This is a genomic window from Syntrophorhabdaceae bacterium, from assembly GCA_036504895.1.
Taxonomy (GTDB): Bacteria; Desulfobacterota; Syntrophorhabdia; order Syntrophorhabdales; family Syntrophorhabdaceae; genus PNOM01.
Window position 1 is genome coordinate 1 of record DASXUJ010000106.1, and the last position, 20,582, is coordinate 20,582.

Sequence of the window (20,582 nt, forward strand, 5' to 3'; positions counted from 1 at the left end):
GCGGTTGCAATGCTCACAGCGCACTCACATCTAGGCTTCCCTCCCCGTGCCTCCATCCATATTAAGCTGAGAAACGAATGGATACCTTTTAAATCCAGCAAATAACTATCAATTTGCCAAAAAGGAGCCTACCTGCTCCGCCTCCCAAACGAGTTAGTTCCCGGCATCCATATTAATGTTTTTAAATAAATTGTAGCCGGCTGGAGTCTCCGTGCTCTTCCCCCGTCCGTCCGAGTGAACACTCTCCATAAAAACAGCAAGTCGCCGCACCTATAGGTGCGGCGACTTTGCCCTGATCTCCGTATTTTATTTAACTATATTCGACAGCACCAGCACCGTCGCGTAGGGGAAGAGCATGAGGAGGATTATGCTGATTATGTAGGACGGGATATAATAGAGACTGCCTCTGAAGACAGTCCCCAGGGGGATCTCCTTTGCCATTCCGGCTACCACGTAGCAGCATATCCCAATGGGCGGCATGATGCTGCCCATGGTGGTCACTATGCATATCACCTGGCCGAACCATATGGGATCATAGCCCATCTGCATTACTATGGGATAGAAGATGGGAAGAGAGACCAGAAGGAACGCCAGGGCGTCCATCACGCACCCGCCTACTATGTAGCAGAGCATGATGATCCAGAAGAGGACCCAGTTGGGGAGCGCCAGGTTCGATATGATATTTGCCGCCTCATAGGGTAAGCGCGTGACGGCCAGGAACCTGCCGAAGATCACGGCCCCGGCCACGATCATGAAGACCAGGCAGGAGATGCGCAGGGTGTCGATGATCGATTTCAGGAAACCGTCCCAGGTGATCTTTTGCCTTGCCACGCAGAGGACCAGCGCGATGGCGCAGCTTGCCGCCGCCGCCTCCGTGGCGGTTACCACGCCTGTGAAGAGGGCGTACATGATGATGACGAAGAGTATGATGATATCGATGAGGTCGGGCAGGGCCTTGATCCTCTCCATCCAGGTGCTCCTCGGGCCTTTCGGTCCCCAGGTGGGGTGGCGCCAGCAGATGTAGAAGACCGTCGCCGCGATGAGGATGGTCAGGATGGCGCTCGGTATCACGTTTCCGAAAAAGAGCTTGCCGATCGATTGGCCCGTGTAGAGGCCGTAGACCACGAGGACGATGCTCGGAGGTATGAGGACCCCTAATGTTGCGCCCGCTGCCACGGAGCCCGCACTGAGCTGGGGATGGTAGTTGTACTTCTTCATCTCCGGGATGGCCACCGTGCTCATGGTTGCGGCGGTTGCCGTATTCGAGCCGCTGATGGCGGAGAAGATCGCGCAGGCCATGACGGTGGTGATGGCGAGACCGCCCTTGTAATGACCGAACCATTTGTAGGTGGCCTTGTAGAGGCTGTTGTTGTAGCCCCCGTAGTGGGCGAACTCCCCGACCAGGATGAACATGGGAATTACGGTGAGGCCGTAGCTCGAGAAGATATTCCACATCTCCGTGCCGATCATGCCCAGGGCGGCTTTGAGGGACGTCACGTAGGCGACCCCCAGGAAGCCGACGAGGGCCATGGTGAACCCCGCCGGGATCTTGAACAGGAACAGGATGGCGAACATCACGATAATGCCGTATATGCCGACGATTGGTCCTTCCATAACTAAATCTCCCCTTTCTTGCGGAATGTCTTCAAAAGATCGACCAGGAGGGTGAGGGCCAGCACCCCGAACCCGAGGGAGACGCAAAAGACGAAGGGGTAGTAGATCACCTTCAGGGTCTCCGACACCTCGTTCGAATCCCATATCTTCATCCCCCATACATAGGTCTGCCATGTAATGACGGAAAAGAAGAGGAGGGTCACGAAGTAATTGATCCTATCGAGGACCCTGTTCAATTTTTTGGGGAATTTTTCGGTAAGGATATCGACGACGATGTGGTCTTTTCTCTTCTGAGTGTAGCCGAGAGCGAAGGCGATCACCACCGCTCCCAGAAAGGAGACGATCTCATAGGCGCCCCTGAAGGGGATATGAAAGATCCTGAGCACCACGTTGCCCGTGGCGAGGCTCATAAGACTTAAGACCGCGATCCCGCCCAGGATCAAGAGGATCTTGTTGAGGAAGAGGTTTATTCTATCCAGGTAATCCATTATTGCCTCCGCTTACGAAACGAGGGCGTGGGGGGTCCAACCGGGCCCCCGCTGCCCTTCAATCACGTGCTTTTCATTTACCGTTCTTGTCATATTTCGCTTTCAGAAGAAGTACGTCCTTTACGATCTGATCTCCCGGAAGGCCCTGTCCGCTTACCCTCTTGATGTAGTCGTCGATCATGGGCTTCAGGAGCTTGGGTATCTCCGCCTTTTCCGCGGCGGGGAGCTGGATTACCTGATGATTATACTTCTGCTTCGACCATGTGAGGGCTTCCGCCACATGGTCGTCCACATATTTACCCGTCCAGTCCGCCTGCTCGCGCCTCAGGTCGTCGAGCACCTTCTTCACGTCGGCGGGCAGGGAGTTCCACTTGTCCTTGTTCATGACCACGGCAAAGGAGACCACGAAAAGGTTCGTGTCCGTGGCAAAGGGGCAGTAGGCGGCGAAGTTGAAGTCCTTGAGGACCTCCATGGAAGAGACGATCCCTTTGACCACACCCTTCTGAATGGCCTCGGGTGTTTCGGACTGGGGCATGGCAACGGGGATGCCCCCGAGACGCTTGATCACGTCGGAGCCCGTGCCGGATACGCGAAGCTCCATGCCTTTAAGGTCCTTGAGCGACCTGACGGGCTTACTCGACATGATGTCCGCGGGCGGGCAGGTGAAGAGGGTGATGATCTTTACCTTCTCGAACTCCTTGGGCTGATATTTTTCAACGAGGTCGTAGAGAGCGAGGCTCGCGGCACGGGCGCTTCTGAAGCCCAGGGGCAGGTCGACCGCCTCCGAGATGGGGAAGCGGCCCGGCTGGTAGCTCATGGCGAAGTTGCCGATGTCTGCCATGCCGGTCAGGACGCCGTCAAAGATATTCTTCGCGGGAAGCAGGGTCCCGCCGGGGAAAGTCTGGACCTTTACCTTGCCGCTGGTCCTCTTTTCCACTTCCTTCGCCCACCTCTCCATCTGCACGCACGGAAAGGTCGTGGCAGGCGGGAAGTTTGCATATTTGAGGGTTATCACACTCTGACCCATACTCTCGGGAGGAGCGCTAAGAAATAAAACCGCCGAAAATGCGCATAATGCCAAAACTAAACATACTCTCTTACTGACCATGAGGGACCCCCTTTTTCGGTATAAGATTAGTAGCTTAAAGCTAAATCTCACCCCCTTTTCAATGGAGTAGGCCTACTATAAAACTGTATACCAAAGTATGTTATATTTTTTTGAAAAAATGCACCAGTGGTTTATTCAGGATTTCGCATTAATATCGAAATCGCCGTCCAGTATTTCCGTCAAAGCGCCGTAAAGTTTTCCCGGATGGTGAATAAACGCATACCTGTTGCCAAATAGATGACGTGGTTTCTCGTCGATGAGGGGAACCCCTTTGTCTTTTAATTCCTTGAGTGCGTCGTCGACACTGTCGACCTTGTAGGAGATGAGGAAGAGTCCTTCGCCCTTATGCTCGATGAATCTCCCTACTTCGCTGTCGGGGCTCGTGGGCTCCATGAGTTCGACCGCGACCTCTCCTATGTAATAGCGTGCGACCTTGATGCTCTCCTGGGGCGCTTCATACTCCACGTCGGGCGTAAGCCCCAGGTCGTTTTGGTAGGTCTTCTTCGCTGCTTCCAGATCACGGACCACAAGGCAGAGATGATCTATTTTACTGATTTTCATGGAGACTCCTTTCTCGTTTCATTACGATCAGCGAGCGCGAGACCTGTTATTTCTTCTGCTTTTTATTATTGTCACTCTTATTCTTCTCTTCAAGGGCCTTCAGTATCTTGTCGGGCGTAATCGGGTACTCCTTTATGTAGACCCCGATTGCGTTGCATATGGCGCCGCAATAGGCCTGGGCCGCCGACATGGAGACGGACATGCCCGACTCCTTCGCCCCGTAAGGCCCGTTCGGATCAATGGTCTCCACGATATAGCAGTTGATCTTCGGCATATCCGCCGCGAGAGGAACCTTGTATTCGAGCTGATTCGGATTCAGCACACGCCCTTTGTTCCAGAGGTGGTACTCGGTAAGCATGCCGCCCTGGCCGCCCATGGCGATGCCGCCTTCGAACTGGCCTTCCACTACCTTGGGGTTCAAGGCCATGCCCAGGTCCTGGGCCGCCCAGACCTCGATGACCTCGACCATTCCGGTCTCGGGGTCCACTTTTACCTCGGCGATGGTTGCGCCGAAAGAGAAGGCCTCGCAGAGCTGTCCGTAGGGGTTCTCCACCCATTCCCTCTTGGGATCGACCTTGGGCCAGTACGAGCCCTGGCCGCTGATCGACTGACCCCGGGCCAAAGCCGTCCTCACCGCTTTACCTAAGGAGATACTGATCTCCGGGTGGTCTTTGACCATGATCTTTCGGTCTTTCGCGACAAGGTCTTTCGCATCCGCCTTGAGCATGGGCGCGGCAACCCCGAAGAGCTGCTCTTTCGCGTCGATTGCGGCGAGCCTCACCGCATTGCCCCCGACGAAGGTCTCGCACATGGAATAGGAGCCGGGGTCGCTCGGCGTGACCTCTGTATCGGCGGTGACGAGCTGTATGTCTTCGGGCGGGAGCCCGAGCTCCTCCGAGGTGATCTGGACGATCATATTGTCGTTCCCCTGACCGTTATCGACGACCCCCGATATGACCGTAACCGTCCCGTCTTCCGTGAATTTGATGAAGGCCTGTGAGCCGCCCCGGATGCCCATGGGAAAGCCCGTCTGCACTGAATTAACCCCTATCCCTATCCCGTGGAAAGGGGGGAGCTTATTGAACTTCTCCATGAAATGGGAATGTTCGGCCGTTATCTTGATGGTCTCGGAAAGGCCGCAGCTTGCCACGAAGGATTTCGTGGGGGTCGTGTCGCCCGGCTGCCGGGCATTGCGAAGGCGCATCTCTATGGGGTCGATGCCGAGCTTCTCTCCGATCATGTCGAGCTGGAGGTCGACCCCTGTCCCGAAGGCGCGGCCGTGAATCCTTATCATCCCCCTGATGGGCTTATTCGTAAATATCCTGTAGCCGTTGAAGCGCACGTTGTCCATGCGGTAGGCCTGCTCCATGCAGAGGAAAGGGACGCTCACCGCGATAGGGCCCGTGCTCGAATAGGCGCCGCCGTCAAGGTATGAGGTGATATCCCTTGCGAGGACCTTGCCGTATTTATCGACCCCGGTCTTGATCTTCACCTTCATGCCGTGGCCCTGGCGGGTGCACACGGAGTTCTCTTCCCTCGTATAGACGATCTTCACCGGCAGCTTCGCCTTTTTGGCGAGAAAGGCGCAGACCACGTCCGCGGGGTTGATCTCGCTTCTGCCTCCAAAGTGGCCTCCTATGGCGATCTTTCTCACCCGGACCTTGCTTAAGGGCATGTGGAGACAGTTCGAAAGGGGCTTTGCCTTGAGGTGGGGCCCCGCGTTGGGCATCCAGATCTCTAAATTGCCGTTATTATCGAATTGGGCTACTACCGCGTAAGGCTCGGACTGGAAATAGGAATCTTCAGGGGCGGAGAATTCGTCTTCCACGATGAGATAGGAATCGCGGAAGCCTTTTTCCACGTCTCCTACGTCGATATTCACATGGATATTGAGGTTGCCCGGTTTGTCTTCATGGATGAGGGGGGCGCCTTCGGCCATGGCCTCCTCGATCGTATAGACGGGCGGGAGTAATTCGTATCGGACGTCGATGAGATCAAGGGCGGCCAGCGCTGTATCCTCGTCCACCGCGGCAACGGCGGCGACCTCTTCTCCCACGTAGCGAACCTTGTCGGTGGGCATGAACGCCTGGTCCTGGGTGTAGCGGAATACGCCCCATTTCTCTCCGAAGCCGTCCTTGCCGGTAACTACCGCCTTGACGCCCGGGAGCTTTTCCGCTTTCGATGTATCGATGCTGACTATTCGTGCGTGGGAATGGGGCGACCTCAGCACCTTGCCCACGAGCATCCGCGGGAGTGTCAGGTCAGCGGTAAAAAGGACTTCACCGCATGCCTTTGAGGCCGTATCAATTCTTTTGGCGCTCTTACCCACATATGAGTATTTTTTCATTGACCTTACCCCCTGCCCTCGGTGACCGATTTCACCGCTTCGATGATCTTCGTATACCCCGTGCAGCGGCACGCGTTGCCCGAAAGGGCGAGCTTGATCTGGTCTTCCGTGGGATGAGGATGCCTGTTGAGCAGCCCCCTTGCCGTGAGGATCATGCCTGACGTGCAGAAGCCGCACTGGATGGCGTGGTGCTCGACGAAGGCGTCCTGCAGGGGGTCGAGCCGGGACCCATCCGCGAGCCCTTCAATGGTGGTGACTTCCCGGTCCTGGGCATCTATTGCGAGAAGGAGGCACGACCTCACCGGGTTGCCGTCGAGAAGCACGGTACAGGAGCCGCATGCCCCTTCTCCGCAGCCTTCCTTCGTCCCCGTGAGGCTCAGCTCCTCCCGCAGCACTTCGAGGAGCGTGCGGTTCGGGTAAGTCTCCACTTCGTGGACATCCCCGTTCACTTTCAAGGTAATGACACGTTTTATTCCTTTCATAATTATCCTTTCCTGCTGCAGTCGAGGAGTGCGGCCTTGAGGGCCCTTGAGGCAGCGACCTGTACCATCTTCCGCCTGTATGCGCCCGGCAGCGGCCCGTTCTCGACGACTCTCGCCGCCTTGAAAGCCCTGGCCGATATTTCGCCGATCTCTTTCTCTCCCAGATGAACACCTTTATATAACGCAGATTCTTCGGAGAGAAGTATGGGCGCGCTGCCCGCGGCTCCAATTACCACCCGGAGCACATCCACGACACCGCCCTCTTTCAGGGAGACGAAGGCCGCGGCCGAGGCCAGAGGGTAGTCGAGGGCTTTCCTCATCCTGATCTTCTCATATGAAGAGCCGTAGACGCCCTGGGGCAGGGGTATGGACAGGTGGGTTAAGAGCTCGCCCGATGCCAGGGCGAGAGGGTTCTTCCCGTTTCCCGTATAAAGCTCTGCAACAGGGATTTTTCTCGATTCCTTTATCGATTTGAGATGGGCCATAGCGCCGAGACTGATAAGGGCGGGGGCCATATCCCCCTGATAGGCGCTCAGGCATTTTTTCGATCCAGGCACGGCACTGCACACATTGCCTCCTGCCTTGTGGCAGGCGGGCAGGCCTTTCCGGGGAAGCTCGGACTGGTTATAGAAGAGGCACCGCGTTCCCTGAAGAAGGTTTCCCCCCACCGTGGCCCTTGCCTGGACGGCATAGGCGGCAACCTGGGACGCAGCTTCCGCCGCGGCTTTGAACCTTTCGCCGATCAGGGGGGACTCCGCGATCTCGAGGAGGGTCGTACCCGCGCCTATGACGATCTCCTTCTTTTTTTCCTCTATCCCCGCAAGGGCGCCGATCCTTCTGGTGCTCAGTACGAACTGGGGAGTGACCAGACGGAGCTTCATCAGGCTCACAAGCTCCGTTCCTCCCGCCATTACCTTGAGGGTCCCGGGAGGGTCGGCCATAATCTGAAGCGCTTCCTTTATCGTTTTCGGCTCAATCACGTCGAAAGAGGGCAATCTCATTAAACTCTCCTTTAATATCGGGCACACCCATCTTTGAAACAAAATTGCTTGACAAGAAAAATACGATCTCCTATACTAAGTTCATATTGGATACGGTATACCATAATTGAAATTATGTTATACGAAATAGTCAAGGGTGTCAAATAAAATTTTTTCCCGGGTCGCGGTAAGGATATTCATCTCATAATCTTCGAGGAGGCAACATGAATATATTCAAAAATATTACGTTCCTATCCCTTGAACAGGCTACGGTCCTTCCCTACCTGAGTTACCGGATGGCCATGGACGGTGTGAAGGTCATAAGGCTCGAGCACCCCGTATACGGGGACCCGAACCGCATGATCGGCGAGAACCGCCTGGGTGAAGAGCGGATGAACACCTATTTCATGGCAATAAATTCCGGCAAGAAGGCCCTCTCCCTTGACCTGGCCGCGCCTGAGGGCAAGGATATACTGAGAGACCTCATTACGAAACTGGATGTCGATATATTCGCCACGAACCAGTTGCCTAGGAACTACGAAAAGCTCGGCATCGATTACGAGACCCTGAAGTCCATAAAGCCCGACATCATCTGGGTCGGCCTCACGGGTTTCGGCCCCGATAGCAATGAGGCGGCCTACGACCCCATTCTCCAGGCCCGCTCCGGTCTCATGGAGCTCACCGGAGAGGCGGACGGCGACCCCGAGGTGCTGGGCATCCCCCTGCCTGATATGGGCACGAGCGAGCATGCTTACGGCCTCGTAATGAAGGCCCTCTATAAAAAGGCGATGACGGGCGAGGGGGAGCGGATCGACCTCTCTATGTTCATGTCGAGCACTTCCTGGCTCACGGTAGCCGTCACACTGACCAAATCTTTCGGGAACAAGATCAGCCGCAGGGGCAACACCCACGAGTTTTTCGCCCCTGTCTCGGTCTATGAGACGAAGGACGGCTTCGCCTATATCGCGGTGGGAAACGACCGCCAGTGGGCCTCCTTCACCCAGCTCCCCGGTTTCGAATCACTGGCGAAACCTGAATATGAGAAGAATTCGGGGCGAATCAAAGACGTGAAGAATCTGAACCGGAAGATCACGGAAATCATGAAGACATGGACCACCGATGAGATGATCGACCTGTGCAACAAGGCGACCATCGCCATATCGAGAGTCAATAAAATAGAAGATATGCTCGAGGACCCCTATGTAAAAGATAACCTCCTCGTGAGCACCGACCCGAAGACGGGTACGAAGATATGGATGGCCCCGCCCCCCTTCATGACGCCTTTTCTCAAGGAGAGCGGCAAGGAGCTGACCTTTCCTCCCCGTTTCGGAGAGCACAATGACGAGATCTACCGCTCCATCCTCGGGTATGATGAGGCAAAACTGAAGGAGTTTACGGAAAAGAAGGTAATTTGACGGAACTTGCGGAAAAAATACGCGAGGGGAACGAGATGAGCGCGGCGCGCCTTATCACCATGATCGAGGAGGGGAGCGAGGCCGGATATGCCGCCCTCGCGGAGCTTTACCCTCACGTAGGGCACGGCCACGTCATCGGCGTCACCGGCTCTCCCGGTACGGGCAAGAGTACCCTTATTAATAAGATGGCCGTTAATTTATCGGCCAAAGGCAAAAAAGTGGGCATTATCGCCGTCGACCCCACGAGCATGAGGGGAAGGGGAGCTTTCCTGGGCGACCGCCTGCGAATGAATGATGCGGATAAACTTGAAGGCGTATTCATACGCTCCATGGCTCACAGGGGATATCCCGGGGGCATCTCACGGGCTACCCCGGGCGCCGTCTATGTAATGGAGGCCCTCGGGAAAGACGTGATCCTCGTGGAGAGCGTGGGGGTCGGCCAGACGGATATGGGCGTTGCCACAATTTCCGATACCACCGTCTCGGTCCTCACCCCGGATTACGGGGACGACATCCAGCTCCTCAAGGCGGGGATCGCGGAAGTGGGGGATGTCATCGTAGTGAATAAGAAAGACAAAGGGGGGGCGGAAGAGACTGCCCTCGATCTTGAATGCGCCGTGATGGAGACAGAGACCGATGCAGCTTCAGGGTGGCGGCCCCCGGTGATCCTTACGGAAGCGAGAAAAGGCGAGGGGACCGAGGCGGTCGTCAAGGCCCTTGCCTCCCATCTGAAATATCTGGAGCGGGAGGGAAAGAGGCAGGTCAAAAGAGAGGAAGGCTTGAGGGCGATAGTACTTGCCCTTTTAAAGGAATCCTTATGGCGGTCATTCCTTGCAAAGGCGGAACGGGAAGGAACGCTCGGGGCGGTCATGGAGGACGTGGACGCGAGAAAGATCGACCCTTACACAGCGATGCTCAGGATTCTCGGAGATTCATGATCTTTATAACCGATACGAATAGATTTCGGAGAGGGTGAAAATCGATGGATTTCAGCTTTACCGACGGACAGAGGTTCTTTAGAGACCGGATATCGCGGGCCCTGGAAGAATTGGTGGCGCCCCATGCCGCCTCTATGGACAAAGAAGACGCGTTCCCGAAGGAGGTCTTCCGCTCATTGGGGAAGCTCGGCTACTACGGCATCAGGTATCCCGAAAAAGTCGGGGGCATGGCCGGCGACTGCACGACCTTCACCATCTTCGCGGAGGAGCTGGCAAAGGTTTCCATCGGTTTCGCGGCCACCGTGACCATGCAGTGTCTCATGGGCACCGATTTTATCCACCGTTTCGGCACTGAGGAACAGAAAGAGCGCCTTCTCGTGCCGGCCATCAAAGGGGAAAAGATGGGGGTCATCGCCTTCACCGAGCCCGACTGCGGCTCCGATCTCGGGGCCATCAGGACCCGGGCGGTCAGAGACGGCGACGGATACATATTGAAAGGGAGAAAACTCTGGATCACCAACGCCGGCCACGCCGATTTTTTTACCGTGGCAGCCACCACCGACCCCGCGAAGCGAGTAGGGGGCATTGCCTTTTTCCTCATAGAGAAAGGGACCCCCGGTTTTTCCCTGGGTCAGAAGATCGGGAAAATTGCCGCAAGGGGGACCGACGCCGGGGAGCTCATGTTGGAGGACGTGAGGGTCCCGAAAGAAAACCTTCTGGGCGAGGAGGGCAAGGGCGCCTACTACCTGAACGCCATCCTCTCGGAGATAAGGATCATGATCGCTGCCCTGGGTCTCGGGCTCGCGGAAAGTGCCCGCGCCGCGGGACTTAAATACGCGAAGGAGCGGCATGCCTTCGGCAAGCAAATCGGCAAATTCCAGCTTATCCAGGAGAAGATCGCCGAGATGGAAGTGAGGATCCGCACCGCGTGGCTTCTCACCTACTATGCGGCATGGCTCAAGGACCGGGGAGGCTTTCCCATGAAAGAGGCTGCCATGGCGAAGCTCCACTCCACGGAAACAGCGTGTTACGTGGTAGACGAGGTGACGAGGATCCACGGGGCCTATGGGATCGCCGAGGAATTCCCCGCCCAGCGGTTCTTCAGGGATGCCCGTTTCCTCCTTTTCGGAGGCGGCACCTCGGAGATACTGAAGACGGTGATCGCGAAAGAGAGCTTCCTGTCACCCGGCGAAGGTTCCCATCGGGGCCTGCCCGCGTGAGGAAGAAGATAATGAGTAGATATCCTGTAAGGAGGGTTCAATGAATTTTGCGCTGACAGAGGAACAGGAATTCTTTAAAAAGATGATCACCGATACGGTAAACCGTATGGTCGTACCCAAGGCGGGCGAGATAGACGAGAAGGATGAATTCCCATGGGACCTGTGGCGGGAATTCACGAAGCTGGGCTACCTCGGCCTGCGGTATCCCGAAGAGATCGGGGGCATGAACGCCGATCCCGTGACCGCCATGATCTTCTACGAGCAGATTGCCCGCGGCTCCGTGGGCTTTGCCCAGAGCGTGATCATGAATATCCTCATGGGCACCTATTTCATCTTTCGTTTCGGCTCCGAAGAGGCAAAGAAGAGGTGCCTTTATCCGGCGATGGCCGGACAGAAGGTTGCCACCATGTGCTTCACCGAAGACCAGTCGGGCTCCGACCTCGCCTCCACCCGCACCATGGCCGTGAAAGACGGTGATTCATGGGTGATTAACGGAACGAAGCAGTGGATCACCAACGGCCCCGTCGCCGATTTCGCCACCGTGCTGGCGAGTACCGATACCTCTTTGGGAGTTAAGGGCCTCAACTTTTACCTCGTGGAAAAGGGGACGCCCGGATTCTCCGCGGGACAGGTCCTCGATAAGCTCGGCTGCAGGGGGACCGTCACGGGAGAGCTTGTATTCGAAGACGTGAGGGTGCCGGAAGAGAACCTTCTGGGCGCGGAGCTCAATAAAGGCGTTGATTACCTCGGGGAGATACTCGATGAGGTGAGGGTGATGACCGGGGCCATGGCCCTCGGCATCGCCACCGCCGCATATGAAGAAGGCCTCGAATATGCCCGCAAGCGTGTGGCCTTCGGCAAGGCCATCGGCGAGTATCAGCTGATCAGGGCGAAATTCGCCGATATGGCCACGGAGATGGAAGCGAGCAGGCTCATGATCTATTCGGCTGCCTGGAGGCTCCGGGAAAAGCTCTCTTCCCGCAAGGAAGCGGCCATGGCGAAGATGTTCGCCACCGAGACATGCCTCAAGGTGGTGGACGAGGTAACGAGGATCTGGGGCGCAAATGGATTCGCCCGCGAATATAACCCTCAGCGCCATTTCAGGGATGCCCGTTTCCTCCTTTACGGCGGGGGAACCCACGAGATCCTCAAGGATTTTCTCGGAAGAATGATTATAGGCAAAACGGAAAAAAGAAAGGGAGCATAAGAACAGGATGGTGAAAGGCAAGGCGGAGGCGAAAGAGCAGCAAGGGGAGCTCGGGGAATTCCTGAAAGGGATAGACCCTGTCGACAAGCATAGATCCATGGCGGAGGTAGTCTACAAGCTCCTGAAAAACGCCATTATCAATGGAGACCTGAAGCCCGGCCAGAGGCTCGTGGAGCAGAAGCTCTCCGATAAGATGCAGGTGAGCCGCGTGCCCGTGAGGGAGGCGATAAAGAGGCTCGAGCAGTACGGTTTTGTAACGAGGTTGCCCGTCCGCGGGATCATCGTGAAGAAGATATCGGAGGCGGATGTGAAAGAGGCCTTTGGGATCAGGGCGGCCCTGGAAAGCTATGCGGCGGCCCAGGCATGCGAGCATCTGAGTGAAGAGATGATCGAGGTCCTTGAAAGGAGCATCGAGGCATCGAGAAAGGCGCTCAAACGGGGAGACATGGCGAAGGTGCTGGAGCTCAACAACCAGTTCCACGAGATGATCTACAAGGCGGCCCAAAGCGAGATGCTCTCCAAGCTAATAAATACCTTTACCGACTACCTCGCCAGATACCGGAAACCCCTGCTCAGCTCGAAAACCAATGTGGCGGTCTCCATCGAAGGCCATGAGGCCATGGTGGAAGCGATGCGCAGGGGAGACAGGGAGAATGTGGAGAGGATCGTAAAGGCCCACATACTACAGGGCAGGAGCTTCATATTGAAAGAGATGGGCGAAGGCCATCTCGAATAACCGCGTGCCCCTGAGGAGGGAAAAGTGACGGAAGAACGGAGAATAAAAGTATTGGTATCGAAACCGGGTCTTGACGGCCACGACCGGGGGGCAAAAGTGGTAGCCCATGCTCTTAAGGAAGCGGGCATGGAGGTGATCTACACGGGCCTCCACAAGACGGTCGATCAGATTGTCGATATTGCCGTGCAGGAGGACGTGGACGTGATCGGTCTCTCCATTATGAGCGGCGCCCATATACCTATTGCGAAAAGATTGGTCGAGAAGGTGAAGGAGAAGCAGATCGAAGACAAGATGATGGTGATCGGCGGGGTAATACCCGCCAAGGATGTACCGAAGCTTAAGGAGCTCGGCATTACGGGGGTCTTTCCGGGGGGCACGCCTTTCTCGGAGATTGTGGACTTCCTCACATCACATGCAAAGAAGGGTTAGGAGGAGACAATGGGCGTGGCAAAATATATAAAAGACGAAAAAGGCGGGATCAAGGATGTCATCCTCCAGTCCGATATCCATGTAAAACCCGTGTACGGCCCGGAAGACCTCGAGCGCATAGGCTTCTCCTACGAGCGCGACCTGGCGGACCCGGGCGATTATCCCTTTACCCGGGGCATTCACCCCCTGGGATACCGCTCCAGGGCCTGGACCACGCGCCAGTACACGGGCTTCGGCACGCCCGCGGAGACGAACGAGCGGTTCAAGCTCATGATCTCCCACGGCCAGACCGGGCTCAACGTGGCCTTCGATCTTCCGACCCAGATGGGGTACGACTCCGATGACCCCATGGCGTACGGAGAAGTGGGCAGGGTGGGCATGGCGGTCGATACCCTGCGTGACTTCGAGGTCGCCTTCAAGGACATCCGGTTCGATAAGATCGGCGCGGGCCTCACCATAAATGCCGTGGCCTCCATCATGCTCGCCATGTACCAGGCGGCGGGGGAGCTGGCAGGGTACGGCACGGAGGTGATATCCGCCACCCCTCAGAACGATATCCTTAAGGAGATGATCGGAAGGGGGGCCTGGATATTCCCCGTCGAGCCGGCGGTAAAACTGATCGGCGACACCATCGAATACTCCATGACGAAGCTGCCCAGGACGAACCCGGTAAGTGTCTGCGGGTACCATATCAGGGAATCGGGGGCGACCCCGGCCCAGGAGATCGCCTGCGCCATCCTCATCGCCAACGCCTACATCGATAACGTGTCCACGAGGGGTTACAGCCCCGAGGACTTCGTGGGAAGGTTTTCCTTTAACCTCAACGTCTTCGGTAACATGTGGGAGCAGATTGCGAAATTCAGGGCCGCGAGGAAGCTCTGGGCCAGGAACTTAAGAGAGAAATACAACGTGCAGAAAGCACAGAACCTGTATCTGCGCGGCCTTTTCGGCGGCGGGGGATACGGTCTCACCAAGGCCCAGCCGGAGAACAACATCATGAGGGGCGCCTATTACGGCCTCGTGGCGGCCCTCTCCGGCGCCCAGACCACCGCCCTATGCAGTTATGACGAGGCCTTCACCATTCCCACGCCCCATTCGGCGCTCCTGTCTCTGCGCACGCTCCAGCTCCTCATGGACGAGATGGGCCTCAGGGATACGGTCGACCCCCTGGCGGGCAGCTATTTTATCGAGACCCTGACCAAAGAAATGGAAGGCAAGATCGAAGAGGAGATGGCGAAGATCGAAAAGGTGGGCGGCATCGTGAAGGCGGTCTCCACCGGCTACGTGCAGAGGCTCGTGGCCCGCCAAGCGTATGAATTCGAAAAAGGGATCCAATCGGGCGAGCTCCTGAAAGTAGGAGTCAATATCTATACGGAAGGCGAGTCGAGGGACGTGGAGCTTCACGAATATGCCTACGAGTCGGCGGAAACGCAGATCGAGAGCCTGAAGGCGATCAAGCGGGAAAGGTCCTCGTCTGAGGTGGCGCGGACACTCAAAAATCTTGAAAAGACCGCGAAAGAGGGAGGAAACGTGATGCCTCCCCTCGTCGAGTGCTGCAAGGCCTACGCGACGGTCGGGGAGATGACGAACATCTTCCGTCAGCTCTTCGGAGAATTCCAGGAACCCGGACTCTTTTAAACGCGGATCGGGCTGAAGGGTAAATTGTTGTACGGGAAGGGAAAGGGACAAGGTCGGTCCCTTGTTGATCCACAGGGGGATTATTGATTCCGGTGTACCCATAGGTTGGGCGTGGAGGAATGTATGAGCGACAATTGCTTTCGGCTGGGCTGCGATATAGGCGGCACATTTACTGATTTCGTTCTCCTTGACGATCAGAGCGGCGAGATAAAAACGGGCAAGTGCCTGACCACCCCCACGGACCCCTCGGACGCCGTGGAAGAGGGAATCGAGGCGCTCAAAAGCGCTGCCCCGGGATTCGTGGGGAAGCTCGACGAGCTGATCCACGGCACCACCCTTGTGATCAATTCCATAATCGAGAGAAAGGGAGCGAAGACTGGGCTCATCACCACCAGGGGCTTCAGGGATGTCCTGGAGATAGGGCGCGAGATACGCTACGCCCCCTATGATGTCTTTGCCGAATTCCCCTTGCCCCTTGTACCGAGAAAATATCGTCTCGAGGTGGACGAGAGGGTACGGAGCGACGGGAGCGTACTGAAAGCCCTCGATCCGGCCGAGGCGCGAAAAGTCGTGAGGCAGCTCCTCGCCATGGGCATCGAGTCGATCGCGGTCTGCCTTCTCAATTCCTTTGAAAACCCCTCTCATGAGCTGATGCTCAAGGAGATCATCGAGGAGGAGGCGCCGGGGGTCTCGGTCTCCATTTCTTATTATGTCCTTCCCCAGATCAAGGAGTACGAGCGGACGAGCACCACCGTCACCAATGCATATGTAAAACCCCTCACCGGACGGTACCTTTCAAAGCTCTCGGGCAGGCTCGAATCACTGGGCTTCGGGGGTAAGCTCTTCATCATGCTTTCCAGCGGCGGGATCACCTCGGTGGAGACGGCGGCGGAATTCCCTGTCCGGATCATCGAGTCAGGACCCACGGCCGCGGTCATCGCAGGCCAGTATTACGGCAAGCACTTCAATATCCCGGAAATGTTCTGTTTCGATATGGGGGGCACGACGGCAAAATCGTGCCTTATCCAGAAAGGGGTCGCGGGCGTGGTGCCGACCTTCGAGGTCGGCCGGGTCCAGCGTTTCATGAAAGGGAGCGGGCTTACCATTCAGGTCCCCGTGGTGGACCTCATGGAGATAGGCGCAGGAGGAGGAAGCATCGCGAAGGTCAGCAAGCTCGGGACACTTCAAGTCGGTCCGGAGAGCTCGGGGGCAGCACCGGGGCCTATTTGCTACGGAAGGGGCGGGCAGGACCCCTGCGTAACCGATGCCGATCTCCTCCTCGGTTATCTCGACGAGAACTATTTTCTCGGCGGTGAAATGAAGCTCGATAAGGTTGGGGCAAGGCGGGGCGTGGAGGAAAAGATCGCCGGTCCCCTCGGCGTCTCCTATATTCAGGCAGTATGGGGCATCCATGACCTCATCAACGAGACCATGGCGGCCGCCGCCAAGACTCATATCGCGGAAAAGGGAGGAAATCCGAAGATCGTGACCATCACCGCCTTCGGGGGGGCAGGACCGGTTCATGCCTGGGGGCTCGCAAAGAAGCTTGGCGCTCCCCGTCTTCTCGTGCCGCCCAATGCGGGTGTGGGCTCGGCCATGGGATTTTTTACCGCGCCAAGGGCTTTCGATCTCCTTCGAAGCCACAAGGCCGCACTCGCGGACGTGGAATTCGGGATTATCGAGACCATATTCAAGAGCTTAGAGACCGAAGCGGAAAAGATATTCAGGAAAGAGGCGAGCCCGGAGACGATCCGGTACGAAAGGTCACTCGACATGCGCTTCGTGGGACAGGGTGCGGAGGTGAGCGTGCCCGTGTCGGCCGAGGAGTTTACCGTGCATACGCGGCCCGGGATCAGAAAGGCCTTCGATGGCGTGTATGAGAAGCTCTATGGCAGGACTTACCCCGATTCCGAGGTGGAATTTATCAATTTCAAGATCAGGGCAAGCCTCCCCGAGCGGCTCCTCAAGCTTCCGAAGCTCAGTGCAATTCCCGGCTCCACCCTCGGCGACGCAATAAAGGGGCAGCGACCCGCTTACTCCCCCGTAGCCGGGGATTTCATCACCCATACCATCTACGATCGGTACAAGCTCTTTCCCGGCGCGACATTCAAGGGTCCGGCGATCATCGAGGAAAAAGAGTCCACCCTGATCGTAGGCGAGGAGGGGCATGTATCAATCGATGAGTTCGGCTTTCTTTGGATCGACGTGAGGGGGGTATAAAGATGGCGCGTACATTTGATCCGATCACACTGGAGATTTTGTGGCGGAGATTGATCTCCATCGTTGACGAGGCGGACGGCAGCGTGGCCCGCACGGCATTCTCGAGTCTTCTCCGTGATGCCCACGACTACACCTGTATGTTTACCGACCGGAAAGGTCGGGAGCTGGCCCAGGGAACGTTCGCGACCCCGGGTCAGTCGGGCGCCATGGCGCTGGGCATAAAGAACCTGGTGCGCAAGTACCCTCTGGACTTCTACCGGGAGGGGGACGTCTTCATCACCAATGATCCCTGGGCCCTGGCCGGCCATCTCAACGACGTCTGCGTCATGAGCCCCATCTTCTATAAGAACCAGCTCGTGGCATTCACTGCCTGCGTTTTTCACCACTCCGACATCGGGGGACGGGTGGCTTCCGACAACCACGACGTGTTCGAGGAAGGTCTTTTCATACCTCTGGTCAAGCTCTACGATAAGGGCGTCCTCAACGAGGCGGTCCTCGACATGATCCGCTGGAACGTGCGGACCCCCGAGGAGGTAGTGGGCGACATCAGGTCCCAGATCGCCGCGAACCATGTGTGCGGTGAAAAGATACGGCAGATGCTTCAGGAGAGCGGACTTGAAGACCTCGACGACCTGGCCGACCAGATCATCGGCCTTACCGAGAAGAGCATGAGGGGAGAGATCGAGAAGATCCCCGATGGTGAGTATCTTGCCACCGGCAGAATCGAGCAGCAGGCAGGGCGGGAAGATATCCTTATCAATGCCAAGGTGGAAGTGAGGGGGAGCGATATCCTCGTCGACCTCGAAGGCTCCTCGGGACACGTGAACTGGGGCGGCAACGTGGTCTTCAATTTCACCTACGCCTATGTCTTTATGGCAGTCAAGAGCATGTTCGCCCCCGACATCCCGAATAACGAGGGATGCGCTACGCCCATCGTGCTGACCGCGCCGGAGGCCACGGTGGTGAACTGCAAGTTCCCCGTTGCCGTGGCCGCGAGAATGGGAGTCGGCCATTTTCTGACCGAAGTGATCTACCGCGCCCTCGCCGACGTACTGCCCACCCGTGTAATCGCGGGCTCCGGCGGCACACCGGCGGCCATGAACGTCTTCTATGGCCGGAGAATTGACGGAAAGCCCTGGCATTCGGTGATCATAAGGGGAGGTGGCATGGGGGCAGGGGCCATGAACGACGGCAATTACGTCTACATATTCCCGGCAAACGGGGCAAATACGCCGGTCGAGATATTCGAAAGCGACACCCCTCTCATCGTGGAGAGAAGGGAGCTTCTCGCCGATTCGGGGGGCATCGGCCGGACGAAGGGCGGCCTTGGAAAAAGGGAAGTCTTTCGCGTGCCCGATGACGAATATGCGCCTATTCCTCCCGTCAACCTCGGCATTCAGGCGGGCAGATATATCCATCCCGCGGAGGGCCTTTTCGGGGGAAAAACCGGCACGAAAGCCCAATTTCTGGTAAACGGAAAGGCGGGCAACTCCTATGGCCTCACCCAGCTCGTCCCGGGCGATGTGGTGACGATCGACGCCCCCGGAGGGGGCGGTTACGGGAAGGCCTTGGAGCGCGACCCCGAGCTCGTGGCATTCGATGTGGCCCAGGGCTATGTGAGCCTTGAGAGCGCGAGAGACGACTATGGCGTGGTCCTCGATCCGGTGACCCTTGCGGTCAGGCAGGAGGAGACGGAGAAGATCAGGGGATGAGGTGGAAAGGTTCCAATGAAACGCGGAAACAGCGCGGTTTCCTCTTTCGCAGTGATGCGGGCAGGGCAACGGAGCAGTTGTTGATCCTTGAATGTTGACCGAGACGGCAGGCCGGTAAGGCCTTGAAAAAGGGCTTCTAAATGGGCCCGGAAAGATTTTGAATTCAACAGGAGGGAGACAATGACGGGAAGTTCTGCATTCATAGGGGGAGAAAAAGACCTCCTCGCCTTTCAGCTTCAGGGGCTTAAGTGGACGGCCCGGCATGCGTATCTGGGCTCGTCGTTTTACAAGAGAAGGTTTGACGAGGCGAAAGTAAAGCCTGAAGACATACAAAGCCTCGACGATTTAAGGCGGCTGCCTTTTACCACGAGCAAGGACCTGCAGGAAGGATACCCTTTCCCCCTGCTCAGCGTGCCTTTCGAAGAGGTGGTCCGGATCCACGCGTCGAGCGGCACCACGGGCAAACGGAAGGTCCTGAGCTACACAGCAAAGGACGTAGACGATTGGGCGAACATGTTTGCCAGGTGCTACGAATATGCGGACTGCACCGTGAACGACCGCATTCAGATCGCGGTAGGCTACGGCGTCTGGACCGCGGGGGTAGGGTTCCAGAACGGCTGCGAACGGTTCGGGGCCATGGCCGTTCCCGTGGGGCCGGGAAACCTGGACATGCAGTGCCAGTTCCTCGAAGACCTGGGGACCACGGTCCTGTGCTGTACCGCCTCCATGGGGCTTCTCATGGCGGAGGAGATCGACAAGCGGGATTTAAGGGGCAAGATCGCCCTCAAAAAGATGATCTTCGGCTCCGAGCGCTCGAGCGAGGCCATGAGGACAAGGATTTCAGACCTCTCGGGCGTGGCGCCGGACCAGCTTTTCGATATCCCGGGCCTTACCGAGCTCTATGGACCGGGAACAGGTCTCGACTGTATCCACCACAAGGGAATCCATTACTGGGCGGACTACTATATCCTCGAGATCCTGAACCCCGAGACCCTGGAGCCCGTGGCGCCGGGCGAGGTGGGGGAGATGGTGGTGACCACCTTGCGAAAGGAGGGCGCTCCCCTCGTCAGGTACAGGACCAGGGACCTCTCGCGGATCATGCCTGAAAAGTGCCCCTGCGGCCGGGTGATGCCCCTGCACGACAAGATCCTCGGGAGGTCCGACGACATGTTCATCTTCAGGGCCGTCAACATCTACCCGAGCCATATCGATCAGATCCTCTCCCACATAGAAAAGGTGGGGAGCGAATACCAGATCGTCCTCACGCGGAAGGAAGATGGGAAGGACTATATGGCGGTAAAGGTGGAAAGGGCGCCGGGCGCAAATGGCGGGGACGATTCGCAGATCATAAGAGCCATCGCCAAGGATATCAAGAAACAGATCATGGTGAGCTGCGATGTCGAAATCGTCGATTACGGCGGCCTGCCGAGATCGGAGAGAAAGACCAAACGGGTCTTCGATAACAGAGACTAAGGAAAAGGGGGTCA

At 57.1% G+C, this 20,582-nt stretch carries 17 protein-coding genes; 10 read left to right on the forward strand and 7 right to left on the reverse strand.

What is annotated here, in order from left to right:
* Positions 1–306: 306 nt before the first annotated feature.
* From VGJ94_15185 to VGJ94_15215, 7 genes are all read right to left on the reverse strand, one after another.
* Positions 307–1,614, reverse strand: coding sequence for a TRAP transporter large permease (locus VGJ94_15185; GenBank protein ID HEY3277960.1), 1,308 nt, complete (start codon positions 1,612–1,614; stop codon positions 307–309).
* A 2-nt stretch (positions 1,615–1,616) separates the two neighbouring features.
* The gene (locus tag VGJ94_15190) at positions 1,617–2,102 is read right to left on the reverse strand and encodes a TRAP transporter small permease (protein HEY3277961.1); all 486 of its coding nucleotides are present in this window, start codon (positions 2,100–2,102) and stop codon (positions 1,617–1,619) included.
* A 73-nt stretch (positions 2,103–2,175) separates the two neighbouring features.
* Positions 2,176–3,117 carry a TRAP transporter substrate-binding protein gene (locus VGJ94_15195; GenBank protein ID HEY3277962.1) on the reverse strand — a complete coding sequence of 314 codons (942 nt, stop codon included), beginning with the start codon at positions 3,115–3,117 and terminating at the stop codon, positions 2,176–2,178.
* A 228-nt stretch (positions 3,118–3,345) separates the two neighbouring features.
* A complete protein-coding gene (locus VGJ94_15200) occupies positions 3,346–3,771 on the reverse strand; it encodes a VOC family protein (protein ID HEY3277963.1) in 426 nt (141 codons plus the stop codon).
* A gap of 46 nt (positions 3,772–3,817) precedes the next feature.
* The gene (locus VGJ94_15205) at positions 3,818–6,118 is read right to left on the reverse strand and encodes a xanthine dehydrogenase family protein molybdopterin-binding subunit (protein ID HEY3277964.1); all 2,301 of its coding nucleotides are present in this window, start codon (positions 6,116–6,118) and stop codon (positions 3,818–3,820) included.
* A gap of 5 nt (positions 6,119–6,123) precedes the next feature.
* Positions 6,124–6,600 carry a (2Fe-2S)-binding protein gene (locus VGJ94_15210; GenBank protein HEY3277965.1) on the reverse strand — a complete coding sequence of 159 codons (477 nt, stop codon included), beginning with the start codon at positions 6,598–6,600 and terminating at the stop codon, positions 6,124–6,126.
* 2 nt (positions 6,601–6,602) lie between these two features.
* A complete protein-coding gene (locus tag VGJ94_15215) occupies positions 6,603–7,601 on the reverse strand; it encodes an FAD binding domain-containing protein (GenBank protein HEY3277966.1) in 999 nt (332 codons plus the stop codon).
* A gap of 203 nt (positions 7,602–7,804) precedes the next feature.
* On the opposite strand from VGJ94_15215, the gene VGJ94_15220 reads away from it, so the two are divergent.
* From VGJ94_15220 to VGJ94_15265, 10 genes are all read left to right on the forward strand, one after another.
* Complete coding sequence (locus VGJ94_15220; GenBank protein ID HEY3277967.1) at positions 7,805–8,995, forward strand: CoA transferase; 1,191 nt, start codon at positions 7,805–7,807, stop codon at positions 8,993–8,995.
* Complete coding sequence (gene meaB, locus VGJ94_15225; protein HEY3277968.1) at positions 8,992–9,933, forward strand: methylmalonyl Co-A mutase-associated GTPase MeaB; 942 nt, start codon at positions 8,992–8,994, stop codon at positions 9,931–9,933. The genes VGJ94_15220 and meaB overlap by 4 nt, the downstream gene beginning before the upstream one ends.
* Before the next feature lie 44 nt (positions 9,934–9,977).
* Entirely contained in the window at positions 9,978–11,153 is a 1,176-nt protein-coding gene (locus VGJ94_15230) for an acyl-CoA dehydrogenase family protein (GenBank protein HEY3277969.1), read from the forward strand.
* Positions 11,154–11,193: 40 nt separating this feature from the next.
* Positions 11,194–12,360 (forward strand): acyl-CoA dehydrogenase family protein, encoded by a 1,167-nt coding sequence (locus VGJ94_15235; protein HEY3277970.1) that lies wholly within the window; start codon positions 11,194–11,196, stop codon positions 12,358–12,360.
* Between the two features lie 7 nt (positions 12,361–12,367).
* Positions 12,368–13,096, forward strand: coding sequence for a GntR family transcriptional regulator (locus tag VGJ94_15240; GenBank protein HEY3277971.1), 729 nt, complete (start codon positions 12,368–12,370; stop codon positions 13,094–13,096).
* 24 nt (positions 13,097–13,120) lie between these two features.
* Positions 13,121–13,525, forward strand: a complete 405-nt coding sequence (locus VGJ94_15245) for a cobalamin B12-binding domain-containing protein (GenBank protein HEY3277972.1) — start codon at positions 13,121–13,123, stop codon at positions 13,523–13,525.
* A gap of 9 nt (positions 13,526–13,534) precedes the next feature.
* Positions 13,535–15,163 (forward strand): methylmalonyl-CoA mutase family protein, encoded by a 1,629-nt coding sequence (locus VGJ94_15250; protein HEY3277973.1) that lies wholly within the window; start codon positions 13,535–13,537, stop codon positions 15,161–15,163.
* A gap of 123 nt (positions 15,164–15,286) precedes the next feature.
* Positions 15,287–17,383, forward strand: coding sequence for a hydantoinase/oxoprolinase family protein (locus VGJ94_15255; protein HEY3277974.1), 2,097 nt, complete (start codon positions 15,287–15,289; stop codon positions 17,381–17,383).
* A 2-nt stretch (positions 17,384–17,385) separates the two neighbouring features.
* Complete coding sequence (locus VGJ94_15260; GenBank protein HEY3277975.1) at positions 17,386–19,095, forward strand: hydantoinase B/oxoprolinase family protein; 1,710 nt, start codon at positions 17,386–17,388, stop codon at positions 19,093–19,095.
* Between the two features lie 180 nt (positions 19,096–19,275).
* A complete protein-coding gene (locus VGJ94_15265) occupies positions 19,276–20,568 on the forward strand; it encodes a phenylacetate--CoA ligase (protein HEY3277976.1) in 1,293 nt (430 codons plus the stop codon).
* Positions 20,569–20,582 lie beyond the last annotated feature (14 nt).

Excerpts from the sequence above, each read along its gene's own strand:
- VGJ94_15185 (HEY3277960.1), bottom strand. The coding sequence starts at position 1,614 with ATGGAAGGACCAATCGTCGGCATATACGGCATTATCGTGATGTTCGCC.
- VGJ94_15190 (HEY3277961.1), bottom strand. The coding sequence starts at position 2,102 with ATGGATTACCTGGATAGAATAAACCTCTTCCTCAACAAGATCCTCTTG.
- VGJ94_15200 (HEY3277963.1), bottom strand. The coding sequence starts at position 3,771 with ATGAAAATCAGTAAAATAGATCATCTCTGCCTTGTGGTCCGTGATCTG.
- VGJ94_15205 (HEY3277964.1), bottom strand. The coding sequence starts at position 6,118 with ATGAAAAAATACTCATATGTGGGTAAGAGCGCCAAAAGAATTGATACG.
- VGJ94_15210 (HEY3277965.1), bottom strand. The coding sequence starts at position 6,600 with ATGAAAGGAATAAAACGTGTCATTACCTTGAAAGTGAACGGGGATGTC.
- VGJ94_15215 (HEY3277966.1), bottom strand. The coding sequence starts at position 7,601 with ATGAGATTGCCCTCTTTCGACGTGATTGAGCCGAAAACGATAAAGGAA.
- VGJ94_15220 (HEY3277967.1), top strand. The coding sequence starts at position 7,805 with ATGAATATATTCAAAAATATTACGTTCCTATCCCTTGAACAGGCTACG.
- VGJ94_15230 (HEY3277969.1), top strand. The coding sequence starts at position 9,978 with ATGGATTTCAGCTTTACCGACGGACAGAGGTTCTTTAGAGACCGGATA.
- VGJ94_15235 (HEY3277970.1), top strand. The coding sequence starts at position 11,194 with ATGAATTTTGCGCTGACAGAGGAACAGGAATTCTTTAAAAAGATGATC.
- VGJ94_15240 (HEY3277971.1), top strand. The coding sequence starts at position 12,368 with ATGGTGAAAGGCAAGGCGGAGGCGAAAGAGCAGCAAGGGGAGCTCGGG.
- VGJ94_15250 (HEY3277973.1), top strand. The coding sequence starts at position 13,535 with ATGGGCGTGGCAAAATATATAAAAGACGAAAAAGGCGGGATCAAGGAT.
- VGJ94_15255 (HEY3277974.1), top strand. The coding sequence starts at position 15,287 with ATGAGCGACAATTGCTTTCGGCTGGGCTGCGATATAGGCGGCACATTT.
- VGJ94_15260 (HEY3277975.1), top strand. The coding sequence starts at position 17,386 with ATGGCGCGTACATTTGATCCGATCACACTGGAGATTTTGTGGCGGAGA.
- VGJ94_15265 (HEY3277976.1), top strand. The coding sequence starts at position 19,276 with ATGACGGGAAGTTCTGCATTCATAGGGGGAGAAAAAGACCTCCTCGCC.